At 43.9% G+C, this 18,673-nt stretch carries 17 protein-coding genes; 13 read left to right on the forward strand and 4 right to left on the reverse strand.

Annotation, left to right across the window (positions count from 1 at the left end; genetic code table 11):
* Window positions 1-61: 61 nt before the first annotated feature.
* From dapD to map, 4 genes are read right to left on the reverse strand one after another with little or no spacing between them, the layout of a single operon-like run.
* Window positions 62-1,099: a 2,3,4,5-tetrahydropyridine-2,6-dicarboxylate N-succinyltransferase gene (gene dapD, locus I8J31_RS11960; protein WP_199468795.1), complete on the reverse strand. Its 1,038-nt coding sequence runs from the start codon at window positions 1,097-1,099 to the stop codon at window positions 62-64.
* Window positions 1,100-1,140: 41 nt separating this feature from the next.
* Window positions 1,141-2,337: a succinyldiaminopimelate transaminase gene (dapC, locus tag I8J31_RS11965; RefSeq protein WP_199468796.1), complete on the reverse strand. Its 1,197-nt coding sequence runs from the start codon at window positions 2,335-2,337 to the stop codon at window positions 1,141-1,143.
* Between the two features lie 7 nt (window positions 2,338-2,344).
* A complete protein-coding gene (gene glnD, locus I8J31_RS11970) occupies window positions 2,345-5,182 on the reverse strand; it encodes a [protein-PII] uridylyltransferase (protein ID WP_233402737.1) in 2,838 nt (945 codons plus the stop codon).
* A complete protein-coding gene (gene map, locus I8J31_RS11975) occupies window positions 5,133-5,990 on the reverse strand; it encodes a type I methionyl aminopeptidase (protein ID WP_199468797.1) in 858 nt (285 codons plus the stop codon). Before map ends, glnD begins: the two co-directional genes overlap by 50 nt.
* Window positions 5,991-6,311: 321 nt before the next feature.
* On the opposite strand from map, the gene rpsB reads away from it, so the two are divergent.
* The 13 genes from rpsB (at window position 6,312) to lpxA (ending at window position 18,649) form a co-directional block, all read left to right on the forward strand.
* Window positions 6,312-7,061 (forward strand): 30S ribosomal protein S2, encoded by a 750-nt coding sequence (rpsB, locus tag I8J31_RS11980; protein ID WP_199468798.1) that lies wholly within the window; start codon window positions 6,312-6,314, stop codon window positions 7,059-7,061.
* 83 nt (window positions 7,062-7,144) lie between these two features.
* On the forward strand, window positions 7,145-8,005 hold the full coding sequence (gene tsf, locus I8J31_RS11985; protein ID WP_199468799.1) for a translation elongation factor Ts: 861 nt from the start codon (window positions 7,145-7,147) through the stop codon (window positions 8,003-8,005).
* Between the two features lie 128 nt (window positions 8,006-8,133).
* Window positions 8,134-8,856 (forward strand): UMP kinase, encoded by a 723-nt coding sequence (gene pyrH, locus I8J31_RS11990; protein WP_199468800.1) that lies wholly within the window; start codon window positions 8,134-8,136, stop codon window positions 8,854-8,856.
* Window positions 8,857-8,863: 7 nt separating this feature from the next.
* The gene (gene frr, locus I8J31_RS11995; RefSeq protein ID WP_199468801.1) at window positions 8,864-9,421 is read left to right on the forward strand and encodes a ribosome recycling factor; all 558 of its coding nucleotides are present in this window, start codon (window positions 8,864-8,866) and stop codon (window positions 9,419-9,421) included.
* Window positions 9,422-9,472: 51 nt separating this feature from the next.
* On the forward strand, window positions 9,473-10,198 hold the full coding sequence (gene uppS, locus I8J31_RS12000; RefSeq protein WP_199468802.1) for an undecaprenyl pyrophosphate synthase: 726 nt from the start codon (window positions 9,473-9,475) through the stop codon (window positions 10,196-10,198).
* A gap of 3 nt (window positions 10,199-10,201) precedes the next feature.
* Window positions 10,202-11,005 carry a phosphatidate cytidylyltransferase gene (locus I8J31_RS12005; protein ID WP_199468803.1) on the forward strand — a complete coding sequence of 268 codons (804 nt, stop codon included), beginning with the start codon at window positions 10,202-10,204 and terminating at the stop codon, window positions 11,003-11,005.
* A complete protein-coding gene (gene ispC / locus I8J31_RS12010; protein ID WP_199468804.1) occupies window positions 11,005-12,180 on the forward strand; it encodes a 1-deoxy-D-xylulose-5-phosphate reductoisomerase in 1,176 nt (391 codons plus the stop codon). The genes I8J31_RS12005 and ispC overlap by 1 nt, the downstream gene beginning before the upstream one ends.
* Complete coding sequence (gene rseP, locus I8J31_RS12015; RefSeq protein WP_199468805.1) at window positions 12,177-13,523, forward strand: RIP metalloprotease RseP; 1,347 nt, start codon at window positions 12,177-12,179, stop codon at window positions 13,521-13,523. Before ispC ends, rseP begins: the two co-directional genes overlap by 4 nt.
* Window positions 13,524-13,533: 10 nt before the next feature.
* Complete coding sequence (bamA, locus tag I8J31_RS12020) at window positions 13,534-15,849, forward strand: outer membrane protein assembly factor BamA (RefSeq protein WP_325101200.1); 2,316 nt, start codon at window positions 13,534-13,536, stop codon at window positions 15,847-15,849.
* 41 nt (window positions 15,850-15,890) lie between these two features.
* Complete coding sequence (locus I8J31_RS12025; protein WP_199468807.1) at window positions 15,891-16,385, forward strand: OmpH/Skp family outer membrane protein; 495 nt, start codon at window positions 15,891-15,893, stop codon at window positions 16,383-16,385.
* Between the two features lie 5 nt (window positions 16,386-16,390).
* A complete protein-coding gene (gene lpxD, locus I8J31_RS12030) occupies window positions 16,391-17,422 on the forward strand; it encodes a UDP-3-O-(3-hydroxymyristoyl)glucosamine N-acyltransferase (protein WP_199468808.1) in 1,032 nt (343 codons plus the stop codon).
* Window positions 17,423-17,429: 7 nt separating this feature from the next.
* A complete protein-coding gene (gene fabZ, locus I8J31_RS12035; protein WP_199468809.1) occupies window positions 17,430-17,867 on the forward strand; it encodes a 3-hydroxyacyl-ACP dehydratase FabZ in 438 nt (145 codons plus the stop codon).
* 5 nt (window positions 17,868-17,872) lie between these two features.
* Window positions 17,873-18,649: an acyl-ACP--UDP-N-acetylglucosamine O-acyltransferase gene (gene lpxA / locus I8J31_RS12040; protein WP_199468810.1), complete on the forward strand. Its 777-nt coding sequence runs from the start codon at window positions 17,873-17,875 to the stop codon at window positions 18,647-18,649.
* The last annotated feature ends 24 nt before the right edge of the window (window positions 18,650-18,673 follow it).

Genomic DNA, 18,673 nt, shown 5'->3' on the forward strand with positions numbered 1-18,673 from the left:
TCTCTTAAGAAGCTTGTTAAAAGTGCCATTCCAACTCGCTAGAATGGCACTTAACAGTTAATTAGTTATGAGCGTGTAGGGCTTCATTTAGTGCAATAGCCGTTTTGTTGGTTTTGCATTCAATTGTGCCGGTTTCGGAGTTTCTGCGGAACAATAGGTCGGATTGACCAGATAGTTCGCGAGCTTTCACGGTTGAAACTAGCTTGTTGTCTTCATCTAGCAAGGCCACTTTAGAGCCCGCGGTGATGTATAGGCCTGATTCGACAATACAGCGATCACCCAAGCCGATACCAATACCAGCATTGGCGCCAATTAGGCATTGTTCGCCAACGCCAATCACAATGTTACCGCCGCCTGACAGGGTGCCCATAGTTGAACAGCCACCACCTAAATCAGAGCCGTTACCAACCACGACGCCTGCAGAAATACGGCCTTCAATCATACCTGTGCCTAGTGTGCCTGCATTAAAGTTGACGAAGCCTTCGTGCATTACGGTTGTGCCTTCACCCAGGTGAGCGCCTAGACGAATGCGCGCTCCGTCACCAACGCGAATACCAGTAGGAACAACAAAGTTGAGCATTTTAGGGAATTTGTCGACACTGAATACTTCAATCGTTCGGCCTTCCATGCGGGCGCCAAGTTGACGATCTGCTAGTTCGCGAACATCGATAGGTCCTTCACTGGTCCAGGCGGTGTTAATGAGTAGGCCAAACATACCATCTAGAACGGTATTGTGAGGTTGCACTAAACGATGAGAAATAAGCTGTAGTTTTAAATAAACTTCTGCTGGATTGCTAGGGGCTTCATCCGTTGCTAATACGCATAAAACGATAGGTTGAGTCGAAGCTTTTAGGCGTGAAGCCAATTCAGCTTGTTCAATGTTACCGACTTTTAAAAGGTTTAGATGTAGGCGATTTAAGTCACCTTCATCGAGAACTAATGTGCTATTGCCGCCTTTGTAGTTGGTGCTTTCTAAGATCGTATCTAGAACCGCTTTTTCGGCAGCAAGGCTAGGGGATGGATAGAATACTTCTAGCCAGTCATCCTGTTGATTTTTTGTGCCTATGCCAAGGCCAAACGCGAAGATTGTATTACTCATGTATTTTTCTCCAATTAAACTTTGAATTTCAAGGGGTATTTTTATTTGAGGCGATTGCGGTTAAGAAAGGCGTGAATTCTTTTTGCCGCCTCAACACATTCTGTTTCTTCTGCTACTAATGCCATACGGACATGTTTGCTACCCGGGTTTAGGTTATCTACGTCACGGCCTAAATAACTGCCTGGTAAGACTAATACCGATTCTTCTTGGTAGAGTGCAGTGCAAAAATCTTCATCTTCCATTTCTAATTCAGGCCATAAATAGAAGCCTGCTTCGGGTTTGCAGACCTTCATGACAGGAGCAAGTATTTCTAATACGTGATTAAACTTTCTCGTGTAGATTTCGCGATTTTTTATCACGTGTTCTTCATCATTCCAAGCCGTGATAGAGGCTTCTTGATGATGAATAGGCATGGCGCAACCTTGATAGGTTCTATATAGCAAAAATGGCTTAAGTAGACTCGCGTCTCCAGCAACGAAGCCTGAGCGAAGGCCGGGGAGGTTTGATCGCTTTGAAAGTGACTGGAAAATCAGGCAGTGTTTATAATCTAGATTGCCCAGTTGCTGGCAGGCTTCTAGTAGTCCTATTGGGGCGTCGTCAGCAAAATATATTTCTGAGTAGCATTCGTCTGCCGCGATAGTGAAATTAAAGGCCTTCGCTTTTTCGATTAGATAGGCGTAGTCCTCTAGTGTCGTAATGGTGCCGCTAGGGTTGTTTGGTGAGCAGACAAACAAGACTTCACAGTCTCGCCATATGTCGTCGCTAATGCTTTGGTAATCAATTTTATAGTTGGTTTCAGGGCCGCAGGGTAAAAAGTGTAGTTTTGCTCCAGCAAGAATGCCGGCTCCTTCATAAATTTGATAGAAGGGGTTTGGGCTAACAACGAGGCCTTGGTCTTTTTCGCCCACTAGGGTTTGGGTGATGGCAAATAAAGCTTCTCTGGTGCCTGTAACGGGTAAAACTTGGGTGTCTGGGTTGAGTTGATCAAGTTTGAAACGGCGTTTAGTCCATTCAGCAATGGCGCTCCTTAAAGGAAGTTCGCCTTTGGTGCTTGGGTATTTGCTTACACCGGATAGGCTGTTTGCTAATGTTTCCAGAACAATGGCGGGCGCTTCGTGTTGGGGTTCGCCAATGGTCAGTTTAATGAGCGGCTTGTCTGGGTTCGGAGATAGTCCTTCTAGAAGCTCTGCAAGCTTTTGGAACGGATATGGGTGCAAAGAATGTATAAAGGGGTTCATCGTTATTTTAGTCCATGGCTTGAGAAAAACGGTCTATTTTCTCTTTTAAAAGTGTGCAAATCTGGTTCATTTTTTGAGTGTCGGTGATCAGTTCGCCGTTTTCGTCTGTGATATAGAAAGTATCTTCTACTCTTTCACCTAGTGTGGCAATTTTAGCCTTGTGTAGCATGAGATTGTTATTCATGAAGAACTGCCCCACAAGGGCCAGTAGGCCAGGACGATCTGGTGCGGTTATTTCAAGGGTTGACCATACTTCTTCTGGTTGACTAACAAAGTGCGCTGTTGCCGGTGAATTGAATATTTTTAGGATTCTTGGCGTGTGTCGCTGTACCAAGCTTTCATAAAGAGAAGGGCTGTCCAATTGTTCTATTAGTGTTTCACGGATGGATTCTATGCGATTTTTATCTAAATAAAGGTTTGTCTCGTTGTCATTGCTGTCCATCACCACAAAAGTATCTAACGTGTAATGATCAGAGGTGTGGCTCATTTTTGCGTCTAGGATAGTAAAACCTAGTTGTTCGAAAATGGCTGTGGTAACGGCAAATAGATGTTTACTGATGGGGGTATAAATAAAAACTTTGCTGGCACCGGAAAAGTTTCGGCCACCTAGAGGGGTGATTGCAATAAGAGGTTTTTCACTGGGTCTGTGTTGTAAAATAGCTTCTGTATTCCAAGCGATTTCTTCGCCGTTGGAGCGAATAAAGTACTCATCTTCTATGGCGGCCCAAAGGTTTTCGGCTTCAGTAATATCGACATTTCGTTCGATAATAATCTCCAATGCTCTTTGCTTATGCTCGTCGATGAGCATTTCTGCCTCAATAGGCGAGTCGAGACCACGACGTAGGGCGCGCTTGGTTTCTAAATAAAGTTGACGCATTAAAGAAGCGCGCCAGCTATTCCACATGGTTGGGTTGGTGGCATTGATATCTGCAACGGTAAGGATGAATAAGTAGTCAAGGTGCTCTTGATCTTTCACATAGCTGGCAAATTCCCAAATCACATCAGGGTCTGAGATGTCTTTACGCTGGGCTGTAACAGACATGAAAAGGTGGTTTCTGACCAGCCAAACCACCAATGCAGTATCTTGCTTTGATAAGCCATGTCTTTCGCAAAAGGCTTGGGCATCCACGCAGCCCAGTTCCGAATGGTCACCACCTCGGCCCTTGGCGATGTCATGGTAAAGACCGGCAATATATAAAAGCTCCACTTTTGGTACGTGGCGGATGGCTTGGGAAGAAATGGGGAATTTTTGTTTAAATTCTGGTTTCCATAGGCGTCGTAGGTTTTCTACTAATTGCAAGGTATGGGCATCGACTGTATAGATGTGAAAAAGGTCGTGTTGCATCTGGCCGATAATGGCACCAAACTCTGGTAGATAGCGGCCTAGTAGCCCTAAGTGTTTCATTGATCTTAAGAGGCTGGATAGGTGATGGCGGCTGGAGATAATATCTAAAAATAAATCTTTATTTTCAGCATTGTTCCTGAACTCGTCATCAACAAGGTCTAGGTTGTCGCGTAATTGTCGCATGGTGTTTGCACGCATGCCGCGAATATGTTCATGACTGCCCTGTAGTGCATAAACCTCCAACATGCTGGATGGGATATCTTGAAATAGGCTCGGAGAGCGAGCTTCAATTTGACCATTGGTTGTTTGGAAGCGTTCGTTGATGATTGCTATGTTGTCTATGTCATCCTTGCTTAAAAAGGACTCTTCAAAGTGTTGAAGTAAAAGGTCATTGAGTTGTTGAATCGCAGCAACACTTTGGTAGTAGCCCTGCATGAAACGTTCGACATTACGCTTGAGGTCGTCATCGTCAAAACCAAACAGTTTTGCTAAGGTTCGTTGGTGGTCAAAGAGCAGCCTGTCTTCTTTACGTCCCGACTCCATGTGAAGTGCCCAGCGAATGCGCCATAAATGGCCGACGGCACCTTTAATTTGCATGTATTCATCTTCCGATAGGAAAGACTTGTCAATCAGTGCACTGAGTCTGTGGGTGTGTAGGTGTCGCTTTGCCACCCAATCTATGACTTGCATATCGCGCAAGCCACCAGGGCATTCTTTTAGGTTTGGTTCAAGGTTGTAGGCTGTATTTTGGTATTTGGCATGGCGCTTTTTTTGTTCTTCAACTTTGGCTTGGTAAAAGGTATGGCCATCCCACATTTGTGATGTATCTGTGTGTAGGTTTAATGTTGCTAATAGGTCAGCAGGCCCACATAAGATTCTGGATTCAATTAGGTTGGTGATGACCGTTATGTCACTGGCGGCCATGTCTGTGCATTCACTAATGGTTCTTACGCTGTGGCCAACATCGAGATTCATATCCCACAGGAAGGTAATAAAGGCTTCAATCTTGGTCTTTGGTGCAGAGGCTTTATCGTCGATTAGGATGAGTAGGTCTATGTCTGATTTAGGGTGTAACTCACCACGCCCATAACCGCCGACGGCGATTAAGCTGATACTTTTTTCCGTATCAAGTTGTTTCGCTGTCCAAGCCGCTTGCAGTGCTTCGTCATAGACAGAAGATAGGCCTTTAACGAGTTTTTCTATTGGGTATAAAGAATGAAATAGATCGTTATAGGCGGTTGTTTTGTCTTCAAGAATGGCTTTATAGCGTGCCACCGAGCAAGTGGTGGCCGCTAACTCTTGTTTTTCTTCCTGAGTCAGTAGTGGCGGAGCGTCTGGAAAAGCAGGGAAGTCCATACAAGAGCCTCGAAGATTAGGTGGTTTTATATTATAGGTTGAGTTGTTAAGCCTGTTTTTATTGCTAATGACAATAAGTTTGCTTGGGTGCGCTTCAAGAGAAGCGCGTTTCTTCTTCTCGGCGGGTAAGTACTTCAACGCCATCAGAGGTTACCAATAAGGTGTGTTCATATTGGGCGGATAAACGGCCATCTTTGGTTTTTGCAATCCAATTATCCAGACCTGTATGCTTAACCTGTTTTTTGCCAGCATTAATCATGGGTTCTATAGTGAGTGTCATGCCTTCTTCTAAGGTAACGCCTGTGCCGGGAGTGCCGTAGTGGGCCACCTGAGGTTCGCCATGGAAGGTGGTCCCTACGCCGTGGCCGCAATATTCTTCTACAACCGAGTAATGATGTTTGTGGGCATACGCAGAGATAGCCGCGCCAATATCACCTAGTCGGGCTCCAGGCTTTACCATATCAATGGCGAGGTAAAGCGCCTCTTGGGTTACTTTGGCAAGTCTTTCAGCATGGGGCAGAGCTGGACCAGCAAAAAACATTTTGCTGGTGTCGCCATAGTAGCCATCTTTAATAATAGTAATGTCGATATTAATGGCATCGCCTTTTTTTAAGGCCTTATCGTTTGGTATGCCATGGCAAATGACATCATTGACGGAGGTGCAGCAAGATTTAGGAAAACCATGGTAGTTTAGCGGTGCAGGAATAGCACCTTGTTGTCCCACAATGTAGTTGTGCGCGATGATGTCTATTTGTTCTGTAGAAATGCCAGGAATCACGAATTCTTCCAGCATGACGAGTACATCTGAAGCCAATTTCCCAGCCACTCGCATGCCTTCAATATCACTAATGTCAGTGAACCTGGTGGCGGCTGGGCGAGGTGTCCAGCTCGGTACCTCTAGGCGTCCATTTTTAGTGAGTTGTTCAACTTTTTGTAGGATTTCATTGCTCATAATTAACGTGTCTTAACTGCTTGCTATCTAGATGCCGGCTATTCTACATGACTTATAGGACAGAATCCCCCTATCTAGGGTAAAAAAGTCACCTGTTTATATGTGTAAAAAGTATAAGCAAGACTTTTGGTTTTGGGCTGAATATGGTATAAAACGCCCGCTTATCGGACTTAGGTTCAGAATAAGTGGAGAAAAACTTAAAACTAACGATCTTGCCGCAATAAATAAGAGTGTCTGGGGTGTCATTGGTTGCCTTAAACCTTGTTTGACTGATGCTTTTAGCTGGTAAGCATAAATAACCCAAATATAAAGGATAGTAAAATGCCTACAGTATCTATGCGCGACCTATTACAGGTTGGTTCACACTTTGGTCACCAAACTCGTTACTGGAACCCAAAAATGAAGCCTTTCATTTTCGGTGCTCGTAACAAGATCCATATCATTAACCTTGAGCACACTGTTCCTGCTCTTAACGAAGCGCTTGAGTTAGTTAAGAAAATGGCTGAGAACAAAAACAAGGTTTTGTTTGTTGGTACTAAGCGCGCTGCATCGAAAACGATCAAAGAGCAAGCTGCTCGTTCTGGTATGCCATACGTAAACCACCGTTGGTTGGGTGGTATGTTGACTAACTACAAAACAATTCGTGCCTCTATCAAGCGCCTTCGTGAGCTTGAAAATCAGATGTCCGATGGTACTTTCGAAAAGCTGACTAAAAAAGAAGCTTTGATGCGTACTCGTGAGCTTGAAAAACTTGAGCTTTCTATGGGTGGTATTAAAGATATGGGCGGCCTTCCTGATGTATTGTTTGTTGTTGATGTTGATCACGAACGTATCGCTATCAAAGAAGCAAACAAATTAGGTATTCCTGTTATCGGTATCGTTGATACTAACAGTGATCCAGATGGTATTGATTACATCATTCCTGCAAACGACGATGCTATTCGTGCGGTTCAGTTGTACGTTGGTGCTTTTGCGGATGCGGTTCTAGAAGGTCGCTCTGTAACAGCTGGTAACGCTGATGAGTTCGTTGAAGTAAGCGAAGCCGCAGCTGAAACAAAAACTGAAGCGTAAGCAAACTTTCTAGTTTGTTCTGGTTTCTAAAAGGAGGCCTTTGCCTCCTTTTTTAAATTTGAATTAGTAAAAGAGGATTTAACATGGCCGCAGTATCTGCAGCATTGGTAAAAGAGCTACGTGAACGTACAGGCCTAGGCATGATGGAGTGTAAAAAAGCACTTGTCGCTGCTAATGCTGATGTTGAAGTAGCAATTGAAGAGTTACGTAAATCAAGTGGTATGAAAGCGGCTAAAAAAGCCGGTCGTACTGCCGCTGAAGGAACGCTTATTCTGCGCGTTGCTGATGATGCGTCTTACGGTGTTTTGGTTGAAATTAACTCTGAAACCGACTTCGCGTCTCGTGATGAAGGCTTTATTTCTTTCGCCAATAAAGTGGCTGATGTTGTTTTTGCAACGAAAGAAACGGATATGGCTGTCTTGCTTGCTGGTGAAATTGGTCAAGCTCGTGAAGCTTTGGTACAGAAAATCGGTGAAAACATTACACCTCGTCGCGCTGTATTGATTGAAGGCGGTTTGGTTGGTGGTTATCTTCACGGCAACGGCCAGATTGCGGTATTGACTCAGCTGGAAGGCGGTGACGTTGAATTAGCTAAAGACGTTTCTATGCACGTTGCAGCAGTATCTCCTCGTGTTGTAAAAGGCGATGATATGCCTGCTGATGTTTTGGCTAAAGAAGAAGAAATTATTCGTGCTCAGCCGGATATGGCCGGTAAGCCAGCTGAAATCGTTGATAAAATGATTGTTGGTCGCATGAAGAAATTCTTAGCCGAAAATAGCTTGGTTGAGCAGCCTTTTGTTAAGAATCCAGAAGTGAAAGTGGGTCAGCTTGTTAAAGATGCTGGCGCCTCTGTTACTTCATTTATCCGCCTTGAAGTGGGTGAAGGTATTGAAGTGGCTGAAGTTGACTTCGCAGCAGAAGTGGCAGCACAACTTAAAGGTTAACTCCTAGTTGTAATGTCTTGCATAAAAGGGGCAGTCTAACTGCCCCTTTTTATGAGAAATGAATACTATGGGGCTGCGTATTTGTCTTATATATATTCCAATAGTTAACAAGATTGCTGGAGGTTGCTATGCCAAAAGAAAAAAACTCAAATTACAAACGGATTTTGCTTAAGCTAAGTGGCGAAGCCTTGATGGGCGATGAGGCCTTTGGCATCGACCCTAAAGTATTAAACCGTATAGCGCTTGAAGTCGGTCAACTACGCGGTATTGGTGTCGAGGTTGGTATTGTGATTGGTGGTGGTAACTTGTTCCGTGGGGAGACCTTGAGTCAAGCTGGAATGGATCGTGTTACTGGCGACCACATGGGGATGCTAGCGACGGTAATGAATGCTTTGGCGATGCGTGATGCTTTAGAACGTGCCAATATTGCAACCCGTGTCATGTCCGCGATTACAATGACAGGTATTGTTGAACCTTATGATCGTCGTCGAGCAATGCGCTTGATGAAAGAAGGAGATGTGCTGATTTTCTCTGCTGGTACGGGTAACCCTTTCTTTACCACAGACTCTGCTGCTTGTTTACGCGGTATTGAGATTGATGCTGACGTGGTATTGAAAGCGACAAAAGTTGATGGGGTGTATTCTGCCGACCCAATGAAAGATCCTGAAGCCGTGAAATATGATACATTAGGCTACGATGAAGTTCTTGAAAAACAATTAGGTGTCATGGACTTAACCGCTATTTGCTTGACCCGTGATCACGGCATGCCAGTACGCGTATTTAACATGAACAAGCCAGGTGCCTTGGTTAATATCATGGTAGGTGGCAGTGAAGGTACACTGATTAAGTGAGGAAGTTATGATTAACGAAATTTTAAAAGACGCGGAAGAGCGTATGGGTAAGGCGGTTTCTTCGGTTGAATCTGCGTTCAAAAAAATCCGTACAGGTCGCGCGCATCCCAGCTTGCTAGATTCTATTAAAGTGAACTATTACGGTACAGATACGCCGTTGAATCAAGTTGCCAACGTAACCGTTGAAGATGCGCGTACGCTAGGTATCTCCCCTTGGGAAAGTAACTTGGTACCAGAAATAGAAAAAGCGATTTTAAAGTCGGATCTAGGTTTTAATCCATCAACGAATGGCAGCTTGATTCGTATTCCAATGCCGGCTTTGACAGAAGAAACGCGCCGTAATTATTTTAAACAGGCAAAAAGTGAAGCAGAGAATGGTCGTATTTCCATTCGTAACATCCGCCGCGATGCCAATGGTGGTTTGAAAGATTTAGTGAAAGAAAAAGAGATCTCTGAAGATGACGAACGTCGTGGTCAGGATCAAGTGCAAAAGCTTACGGATAAGTATGTTGCCTTAGTTGAAGAGCGTCTTGCAGCAAAAGAAAAAGACTTGATGGAAATCTAATTTAAATGGTGGGCTTTATAGTCCGCCATTTTTATTGACTAAGGTAAAGATATGTCTGAATCGGCTGAGGCCTCGTTAGCAATGCTTCCTTCTCACATTGCTATCATTATGGATGGTAATAACCGTTGGGCCAAGAAGAAACATTTGCCCAGTATTGCTGGCCATACAGCGGGTGCTGCTGCTGTGCGTCGCACTGTGGAGTGCGCCGCAAGGGCGGGAATTAAAGTGCTGACCTTGTTTGCTTTTTCTAGTGAAAACTGGAAACGCCCGAAACTCGAAGTGGATGGCTTGATGTCGCTTTTTATGCGTTCCTTAAAAAAGGAGCAAAAGCGTCTTATGCAAAATAATATCCAACTTCGAGTGATGGGGGATGTGTCAGGCTTTAGTGATGGCTTGCAGAAGCAAATTGCCAGTGTTGAAGCCTTTACGGCAAACAATGATGGTATGGTGTTAGTGGTCGCAGCGAATTACGGTGGCCGTTGGGACATTGTTCAGGCCGCTAAAGCATTGGCTGAAAAAGTCGCCGCTGGGGATTTGTCTGTTGATGACATTGATGAAGAACGATTCGATGCGAATATTCAGCTAGCCGATTTACCACCTCCTGATTTGCTCATAAGAACGTCAGGAGAAGAGCGCATTAGTAATTTTCTACTATGGCAAACAGCCTATTCTGAGTTTGTCTTCCTCCCGGTTTTATGGCCGGACTTTGATCAACAACATTTTGATGAATCTTTGCAGATTTATCAAAATCGTCAACGTCGTTACGGTGGTCGATAAACCATGCTACTTCCTCGTATTCTCAGCGCCATTGTCATGGCCGTGTTATTTATCCTTGCCGTTTTTGTATTGCCAGCCTCAAGTTTCATATTGGCCATGGCTGGAGTTGTATTATTGGCAGGTTGGGAGTGGGCGCGTTTATCTGGTGTGACTCATCAGGTAGGGCGTTTGTTGTTTGCTCTCTTGGTGGGGGGGATCTGTTTTACTGTATTACAGGCTCATTACCAATATCGAGTGTTGTATGTTAGCCCTATTTTATGGGGCCTAGCTTTATATTGGGTAATTCGTTATCCAGATGAATTAGTTTGGCGACATACACTGAGTCGCTTGTTATTTGGTTGCTGTGTTTTGGTGACGACTTGGTCTGCCTTGGTGGTTTTAAAGCAGTCTGATGGTTTTGTTGTCTGGGTGTTGCTCTTGATGGGCTTAATCTGGGGCGCTGACACAGGGGCTTATTTTGCTGGTAGGGCGTTTGGTAAGCGAAAGCTTGCCCGCTTTGTTAGTCCCGGAAAATCTTGGGAAGGTGTGGTTGGTGGTTTATTGCTAACCCAGTTAGGGGTGGTTGTTTTTTCAATATTTAGTGATTTCACTGTGATGCAATGGCTTGTTTTAGCTGTTGTTGCCCTTATTACTTCTTCTGTTTCCGTGCTGGGGGATTTGACGGAAAGTCTATTTAAACGCCATGAGGCGCTAAAAGATTCTAGTCATCTTATTCCTGGTCATGGGGGCGTGATGGATCGGCTTGATAGTTTGGTCGCTGCGGCACCGATTTATGTGTTGATGTTAAGCTTGAGCGGATGGTTGTAATGCAGAAAATTTGTTTACTGGGTGCGACAGGTTCTATTGGTCAAAGCACGCTTGATATTATTGCTCAGCACCCGAACAAATTTTCTTTAGAATGCGCTTCAGCTCACTCTAGTGTGGAAAAAATGGCGGATATTTGCCGTCGTTTTACACCTCGACGAGTGGTGATGGGGTCTGAAAAGACTCGTGATCAATTGGCTGTGCTGTGTTCTGATCTGGCTATTTCCTTCGAATGGGGAGAGGCGGCACTAGAGAGTATAGCAGCGGACTCTAATGTGGATCAGGTGATGGCAGCCATCATGGGGTTTGCAGGCTTAAAACCTACCCTAGCGGGTATCAGGGCGCAAAAGCGCATATTACTAGCTAACAAAGAGTCGCTCGTTACTGCCGGTAAGTTATTTATGGATGAGGTGGCCAAATACAATGTCACTTTATTGCCGATTGACAGTGAGCATAATGCGATTTTTCAGAGTTTGCCGCAGAATTTAGATGGTGCTCATACGCAAGATGTTCGCAAACTCTTGCTAACAGCGTCTGGTGGCCCTTTTCGCACCTGGTCTGTGGGTGATATGCAAAATGTGACACCAGAGCAGGCCTGTAAACACCCCAACTGGTCTATGGGGCAAAAGATCTCCATTGATTCTGCTACCTTGATGAACAAAGGGCTTGAGTTGATCGAAGCTTGTTGGTTGTTCAATATGAGCCCGGCAGATGTCAGTGTGGTGGTTCATCCAGAAAGTATTATTCATTCTATGGTGGCCTATTGTGATGGCTCGGTCATTTCTCAAATGGGCAACCCTGATATGAAGATTCCCATCGCTTATGGCTTGACTTGGCCTGAGCGTATTTCGACTCAGGTAGCGGATTTAAACTTATTTGAGATTGCTCAATTGAATTTTGAACAGCCTGATTTACAACGTTTCCCTAATTTACGACTCGCATCGGATGCGTGGTACATGGGCGGTACGGCTATGGCGGTATTAAATGCGGCTAATGAAGTAGCCGTTGCCGCTTTTTTGAATAAACAGATTGGTTTTCTTGATATTGCGCAGGTGAATGAAAAAGTACTAACCAGTGCTGAGGTTGTCGCTGTTGATTCTTTAGAGACAGTATTTGATGCTGATCTTTATTCCCGAAATTTAGCTCGAGATGTTATCTCTCATGGTCATTTTTTATGATACAGAATATTTTAGCCATTGTGGTTTCGCTTGGTGTGCTGATCACCTTTCATGAGTTTGGTCATTTTTATATTGCTCGTCTGTGTGGTGTTAAAGTATTACGTTTTTCAGTCGGCTTTGGTAAGCCAATTTATCGCTTTATAGGGAAAACGGGCACCGAATTTACCTTGGCGATGATTCCACTTGGTGGCTATGTTCGCATGCTGGATGAGCGTGAAGGAAATGTGCCTGCCGAGTTAAGGTCGCAAGCTTTTAATAGTAAAAATGTGTGGCAACGCATTTCGATAGTAGCGGCTGGCCCGATAGCCAATTTCATTTTAGCCATTGCTATTTACGCTCTAGTCGCTTTAATGGGCATTCAATCTTTAGCACCCAAGGTGGGTGAGATTGAAGCGAATACCCCCATTGCCCAGACAGAATTACGTGCTGGAGACGAACTTATCGCTATTGATGGGGTCTCGGTTAGTTCATGGGAAGATGTGAATCTCGTCTTGGCAGACCTGATTGGGAAAAGTGGAAGCATTAGTGTTCGTTACCAAATTGATGGTGTGAGTTCCCCGCAAGAAGATGAGGTCAAACTAACTCGATGGTTGGTGGATGAAAAGCCAACTAATCTGATCCGCTCTTTTGGGTTGCAGCCTTGGCAGCCTGAAGTAACGCCAGTGATCGCTCAAGTGGTTGAAGGTGGAGCCGCCGCTCAAGCTGGGTTTCTAGTCGGGGATTTGATTTTACAGATCGATGCTCAAGTTATTACTAATTGGCAGCAGGTCGTCGCACTTGTGCAAGCCAACCCAAATGATTCGTTAAGGGTAAAAGTTAAGCGTCAGGATAGTGTAAATGAGCTTGTTTTATTTCCTAACTCGATAGAACGTGATGGGGCTTATTTAGGTTATGCAGGGCTTGCTGTTGTGCCACCTAAATGGGATGAAAGTCTGGTAAGAGAGCGTCATTATGGACCACTTGAGTCTTTGTCGTATGGCATGGCTCAAACATGGAGGATGGTCTCTTTAACGGTTTCATCGATTGGTAAAATGTTGCAGGGACTGATTTCTTTAGATAACTTGTCTGGCCCTATTACCATTGCCAAAGTAGCGAGTGCATCGGCAGATTCTGGATTGCAGTCGTTTTTAAAGTTTATGGCCTACCTAAGCGTTAGTTTAGGAGTGCTTAATTTATTGCCTATTCCAATGTTGGATGGTGGGCACTTATTATTTTTCGGCATTGAAGCGATTCGTCGTAAGCCAGTTTCTGAGAAAATTCAGGGCTTAGCTTATCGACTGGGCGCTTCTCTATTGTTTGCTCTAATGGCTGTTGCCATTTTTAATGATTTTGCCCGCTTGTAGAGAGGTATATGTGAAGGTCGTTTCCGCAGTATTGTTGGCGTTAATAAGCGTGCAGAGCGTTGCTAAAAATATAGAAGATGTACGGATCGATGGTTTGGTTCAAATGCCATCAGATAGGGCTTTCGACGTTATTGGCTTTGATCAAAATGAAGCCTATGACTCAGGTAAAGTTTATCAAGCGATCAACTCACTTTTTAACACGGGTTACTTTAGCGACATAGATGTTTATGAAGAAAACGATGTGTTGATTTTCGATGTAGCAGAGCGTCCTTCTATTGGTAATTTAACCATAGAGGGAAATAACCTAATTAAAACGGAAGATTTGCAGCGCGGCTTAACCTTATCGGGTCTAGAAATTGGCGAAATTTATGAGCCCGAAACACTTAATCAAATAGTACAAGAATTACAGCGCCAATATTATGCATTGGGGCGTTATAGTGCCAAGGTGGATATCCTTGTTGATGAAATGCCGCGTAACCGTGTTGCTATTGCGATCAATATCGACGAAGGCGATACGGCTAAAATTGTTCACATCAATATAGTGGGCAATGAGGCTTATGATGAAGAAACGCTCACTAAGGATTTCGAATCCCGCGAAACGGGTTATTGGAACCCCTTCAGCTCTGCTGATGAATACGGAAAAGCGAAAATTCAAGGCGACATCAACAAACTGAAAAGCTATTACCTTGATAATGGTTATTTAGACTTTGATGTGGTTTCCAGTCAGGTCAGTCTGTCGGCGGATAAAAAAGATGTCTACATAGTCATCAATGTCAACGAAGGTAAGTCTTACAGTGTTAACCAAGTGGCTCTAAGTGGCAGCTTGCCTATTCCTGAAGACAGAATCTGGAAACATATTGATCAGCAAGAAGGCGACGTCTTTTCTCGTAGTCAGGTTACCAAGATTATAGAGGATATATCTACTGAATTGGGCGATGATGGCTACTTATTCACTAATGTGAATGTGATCCCAGAAAAGCTTGATGACCATACTGTTAACCTTAGTTACCAAATTGCCCCTGGTCCAAAAGTTTACGTACGCCGAATTGTTTTCAGCGGCAATAGTGAAACTCAGGATGAAGTACTGCGTCGTGAAATGACTCAGTTTGAGGGGGCTTTGGCGACCCATTCAAAAATACAATCTTCCAAGCGTCGTATTGAGCGTCTTGGCTTCTTTGGCAGTGTTGATTTAAAAACACGTCCTGTGCCTGGAACAACAGATCAGGTTGATCTGGATGTGGTGGTATTAGAGCAGCCATCAGGAAGCATCCAAGCGAGTATTGGTTACTCTGAAGCTGATGGCACTGTGCTTGGTTTTGGTATTTCTAAGCGTAACTTTATGGGGACGGGTAACAAGCTTTCTTTTAATGCCTCACGTACTAACCAAAGACAGGACTATACACTCTCCTACGATAACCCTTATTTTACTGTTGACGGTGTAAGTCGTGGCTTTCAGTTATTTTATCAAACCAGTGATCATGCCGATGATGACGTGGAAGACTACGATCTTGATAAAATTGGTGTCGGCGTAAATTACGGTTATCCAATTTCAGACACCCAGCGCTTAAACTTTGGCATAACGATCAAAGAAACGAGCGTTAAGTTGGGTTATGATCCATCGAATGAAACCAATGATTATGTCACGACTTATGGTGACAATTATGATGATATCATTGCGAGCTTGACTTGGAGTGATAGTGATCTGATTGGTGGCGTGTTGCCGACCAATGGTTATTCCACTAGAGCGACATTAGAAGTTGCTACTCCAGCAGGCGACCAAGAATACGCTAAGCTTGGCCTGACCTCTCAGAGATACTGGAATATGGGGGGCTCTAACCTGTGGTTGTTCCGATTGAAAGGTCGTTTAGGATACGGTGCAGGTTATGGCGATACAGAGAATTTTCCTTTCTTTGAAAACTACTTTGCTGGTGGTGCCTACTCTGTTCGAGGCTATAAAGCGTCGTCATTAGGGCCTAAGAACTCATACCCGAGCACCTCCAGTAATACTAGCTCGGCGTTGGGAGGAAATATCTTAGTGACGGGAACCGCGGAGTTTATTTTCCCTCTGCCTATGGTTGAAGACCATAAATCAGTAAGAACCGCTTTCTTTGTTGATGGCGGCAGTGTGTTTACCGATAGCTGTTTTGCTGGTAATACCGAATGTAATGAAGGCATCGACTTTGCTGAAATTCGTTATACGGCTGGCTTGAGCTGGACCTGGATTACACCTATTGCGCCTTTATCATTTAATCTTTCTAGACCACTAAATTCGAAAGAGGGCGATAAAACAGACTTCTTCCAATTTCAGTTGGGTACCACTTTTTAATCAGTAACTTTTAACCAGTAATATTGTGAAAGGTATAGAAAATGAAAAAAATAATAGCGACGCTTTTTGCTTTATGCGTAATGAGCAGTGTGCAAGCAACAGAAATGGCGGTTGTTGATTTCAGAGCTGCCCTATTACAAAGTGATGCGGGTCAAGAAGCGGCGAAAGAGCCCAAGCAGCAAATTGCTGCTATGGATGCGCGTCTGAAAAAAGAGCAAGAAGCGCTTAATCAAATGGCTCAAGACCTTAAGCGCGATGAGTTAACCCTATCACCTGATGAGTTTCAAAAGCGTCGTCAAGCATTGGCCGAAAACGATAACAAAGTACGTAGCATGGCCGCTGCTATGCAACGTCAAGCAAAAGAACTTGAGCAAAACCTGATTCAATCTTTAACACCTAAAGGTGAGGCCGCATTAAAATCCTTAATTGAAGAACGTAAATTAGATCTAGTATTAAATCGTCAGCTAAGCTTATATGCTAATGAAAAGTCCGATTTAACCAATGAATTGGTAGCACGTATTAATAAGGATAAATAATAAGGATGAGCTATACATTAGCTGAGTTAGCAGACAAGGTTCAGGGTACCGTTAAAGGCAACGCTGAACTTATGATAGATGGCATAGGGACGCTTGAAAAAGCAGATGTTCACGCATTAAGTTTTTTGGCGAACCCTAAATACCAAAATCAGTTGGAGTCGACGTCTGCTGGTGCTGTTATTGTAAAAAATGATGAGCTGGCACAGCTGGTTGACAATGCCATTGTGGTGTCTAACCCTTATTTAGCCTTTGCACAATTATCCCACCTATTTGTTCCCTTGACTGAGTCTTGGTCTGGGGTGCATCAAAGTGCCGTTATTTCCTCTAATGCTCAACTTGGTGATGATGTTCTTGTTGGTCCAAATGTTGTGATTGATGATGATGTTGTTATTGCGGAGGGCTGTGTGATTGGCGCTGGGTGTGTGATAGGGCGAGGCGCTCAAATAGCTCAAGGTAGTCGTTTGTATGCTAATGTCACTCTTTATCATGATGTGATTATTGGTGAAAAATGTATTTTTCATAGCGGTGTTGTTATCGGTGCGGATGGTTTTGGTTTTGCACCTGCCTCTTATGGTTGGGAAAAAATTGATCAGCTCGGTTCTGTCGTGATAGGTAACAATGTTGAAGTGGGTGCTAATACAACCATTGACCGTGGTGCCATAGAAAACACCTGCATTGGGCATGGTGTTAAAATAGATAACCAAGTTCAAATTGCCCATAACGTGGTAATTGGTGATAATACCGCGATTGCCGCATGTACCGCGATTGCAGGAAGCGTATCGATTGGTTCTGCATGTACTATCTCTGGTGGTGTTGGCATCGCAGGGCATATAGAAATAGTGGATCATGTGCATGTCACGGCAATGAGTATGATCAGCAAATCTATTTTGCGGGCAGGGTCATATTCTTCAGGTTCGGGAATGGAGTCTACATCTAAGTGGCGACGTTCAGTGGCAAGAATTAGACAGCTCGATAATATGGCAAAGAAAATCTCCAAATTGGAAAAAATACTTAATAAGTTTTCAGAAAAAGGTTAATACTTACATGATGGACGTAAATGAAATTCGTCGTTATCTACCTCACAGATACCCGTTTTTATTAGTAGATCGCGTTGTTGAACTGAATTTAGGCGATTCTATTGTTGCCTACAAAAATGTCACAATCAATGAACCATTTTTTAATGGGCATTTTCCTCATCATCCAGTGATGCCCGGAGTGCTAATTATTGAAGCGATGGCACAAGCGGCTGGTGTGCTAGGCTTTAAAACCATGGATAAGACCCCTGAAGACGGTTCTATCTATTATTTTGTTGGTACAGATAAAGCACGCTTTAAGCGTCCTGTGGTGCCTGGCGATCGTTTGCAATTAGAAGCAAAAATTGTCACTGAGAAACGTGGTATTTGGAAGTTTGAATGTAAGGCAACGGTTGACGGCGAACTGGCTTGTTCAGCAACCATTATGTGTGCAGATAGGAAGGTATAATTATAGTGGCGATACACCCAACAGCGTTAGTTGATTCCAAAGCGCAAATTGATGCCAGTGTAGAAATTGGCCCTTTTAGCGTAATTGGACCAGATGTGATTATTGGCGCAGGTAGCGTGATTAAATCCCATGTGGTGATTAATGGTCACACAAAGATAGGATGTCGTAATGAAATTTATCAATTTGCTTCTGTTGGGGAAGCAAATCAGGATAAAAAATACAAAGGCGAGCCGACTAGACTCATTATTGGCGATGACAATGTGATCCGTGAAAATGCCACGATTCATCGCGGTACGATTCAAGATAAAGAAGTGACTCAAATTGGCAATCATAATCTATTCATGGCCAGTACCCATGTAGGGCATGATTGCATTGTGGGTGATCACAATATATTCGCCAATTATGTCGCCTTGGCTGGCCACGTTATTGTAGGCGATCATGCTATTCTCGGCGGCTATACTGGCGTTCATCAGTTTTGTCAGGTGAACTCTTATAGCATGTGCGGCATGGGCTCCATGGTATCTAAAGATATCCCTAGGTTCGTCATGGTTTCTGGCTACCCAGCTAAAGCCCATGGCATGAACTTTGAAGGTATGCGCCGTCGAGGTGTGCCTAGCGATATTATTAAAAGCCTTAGAAAAGCCTATAAAATTGTTTACCTGAAAGGACTCACACTGGAATTAGCGCTGCAAGAACTTGAGCAAGATGATATTTTCCATATTCCAGAAGTGGTTGAGTTTGTCTTATCAATTCGGCGTTCCGAGCGCGGTATTGTTCGTTAGACGACATATTTTATAAAGAAAACC

Source organism: Marinomonas transparens (genome assembly GCF_016463975.1).
GTDB lineage: Bacteria > Pseudomonadota > Gammaproteobacteria > Pseudomonadales > Marinomonadaceae > Marinomonas > Marinomonas transparens.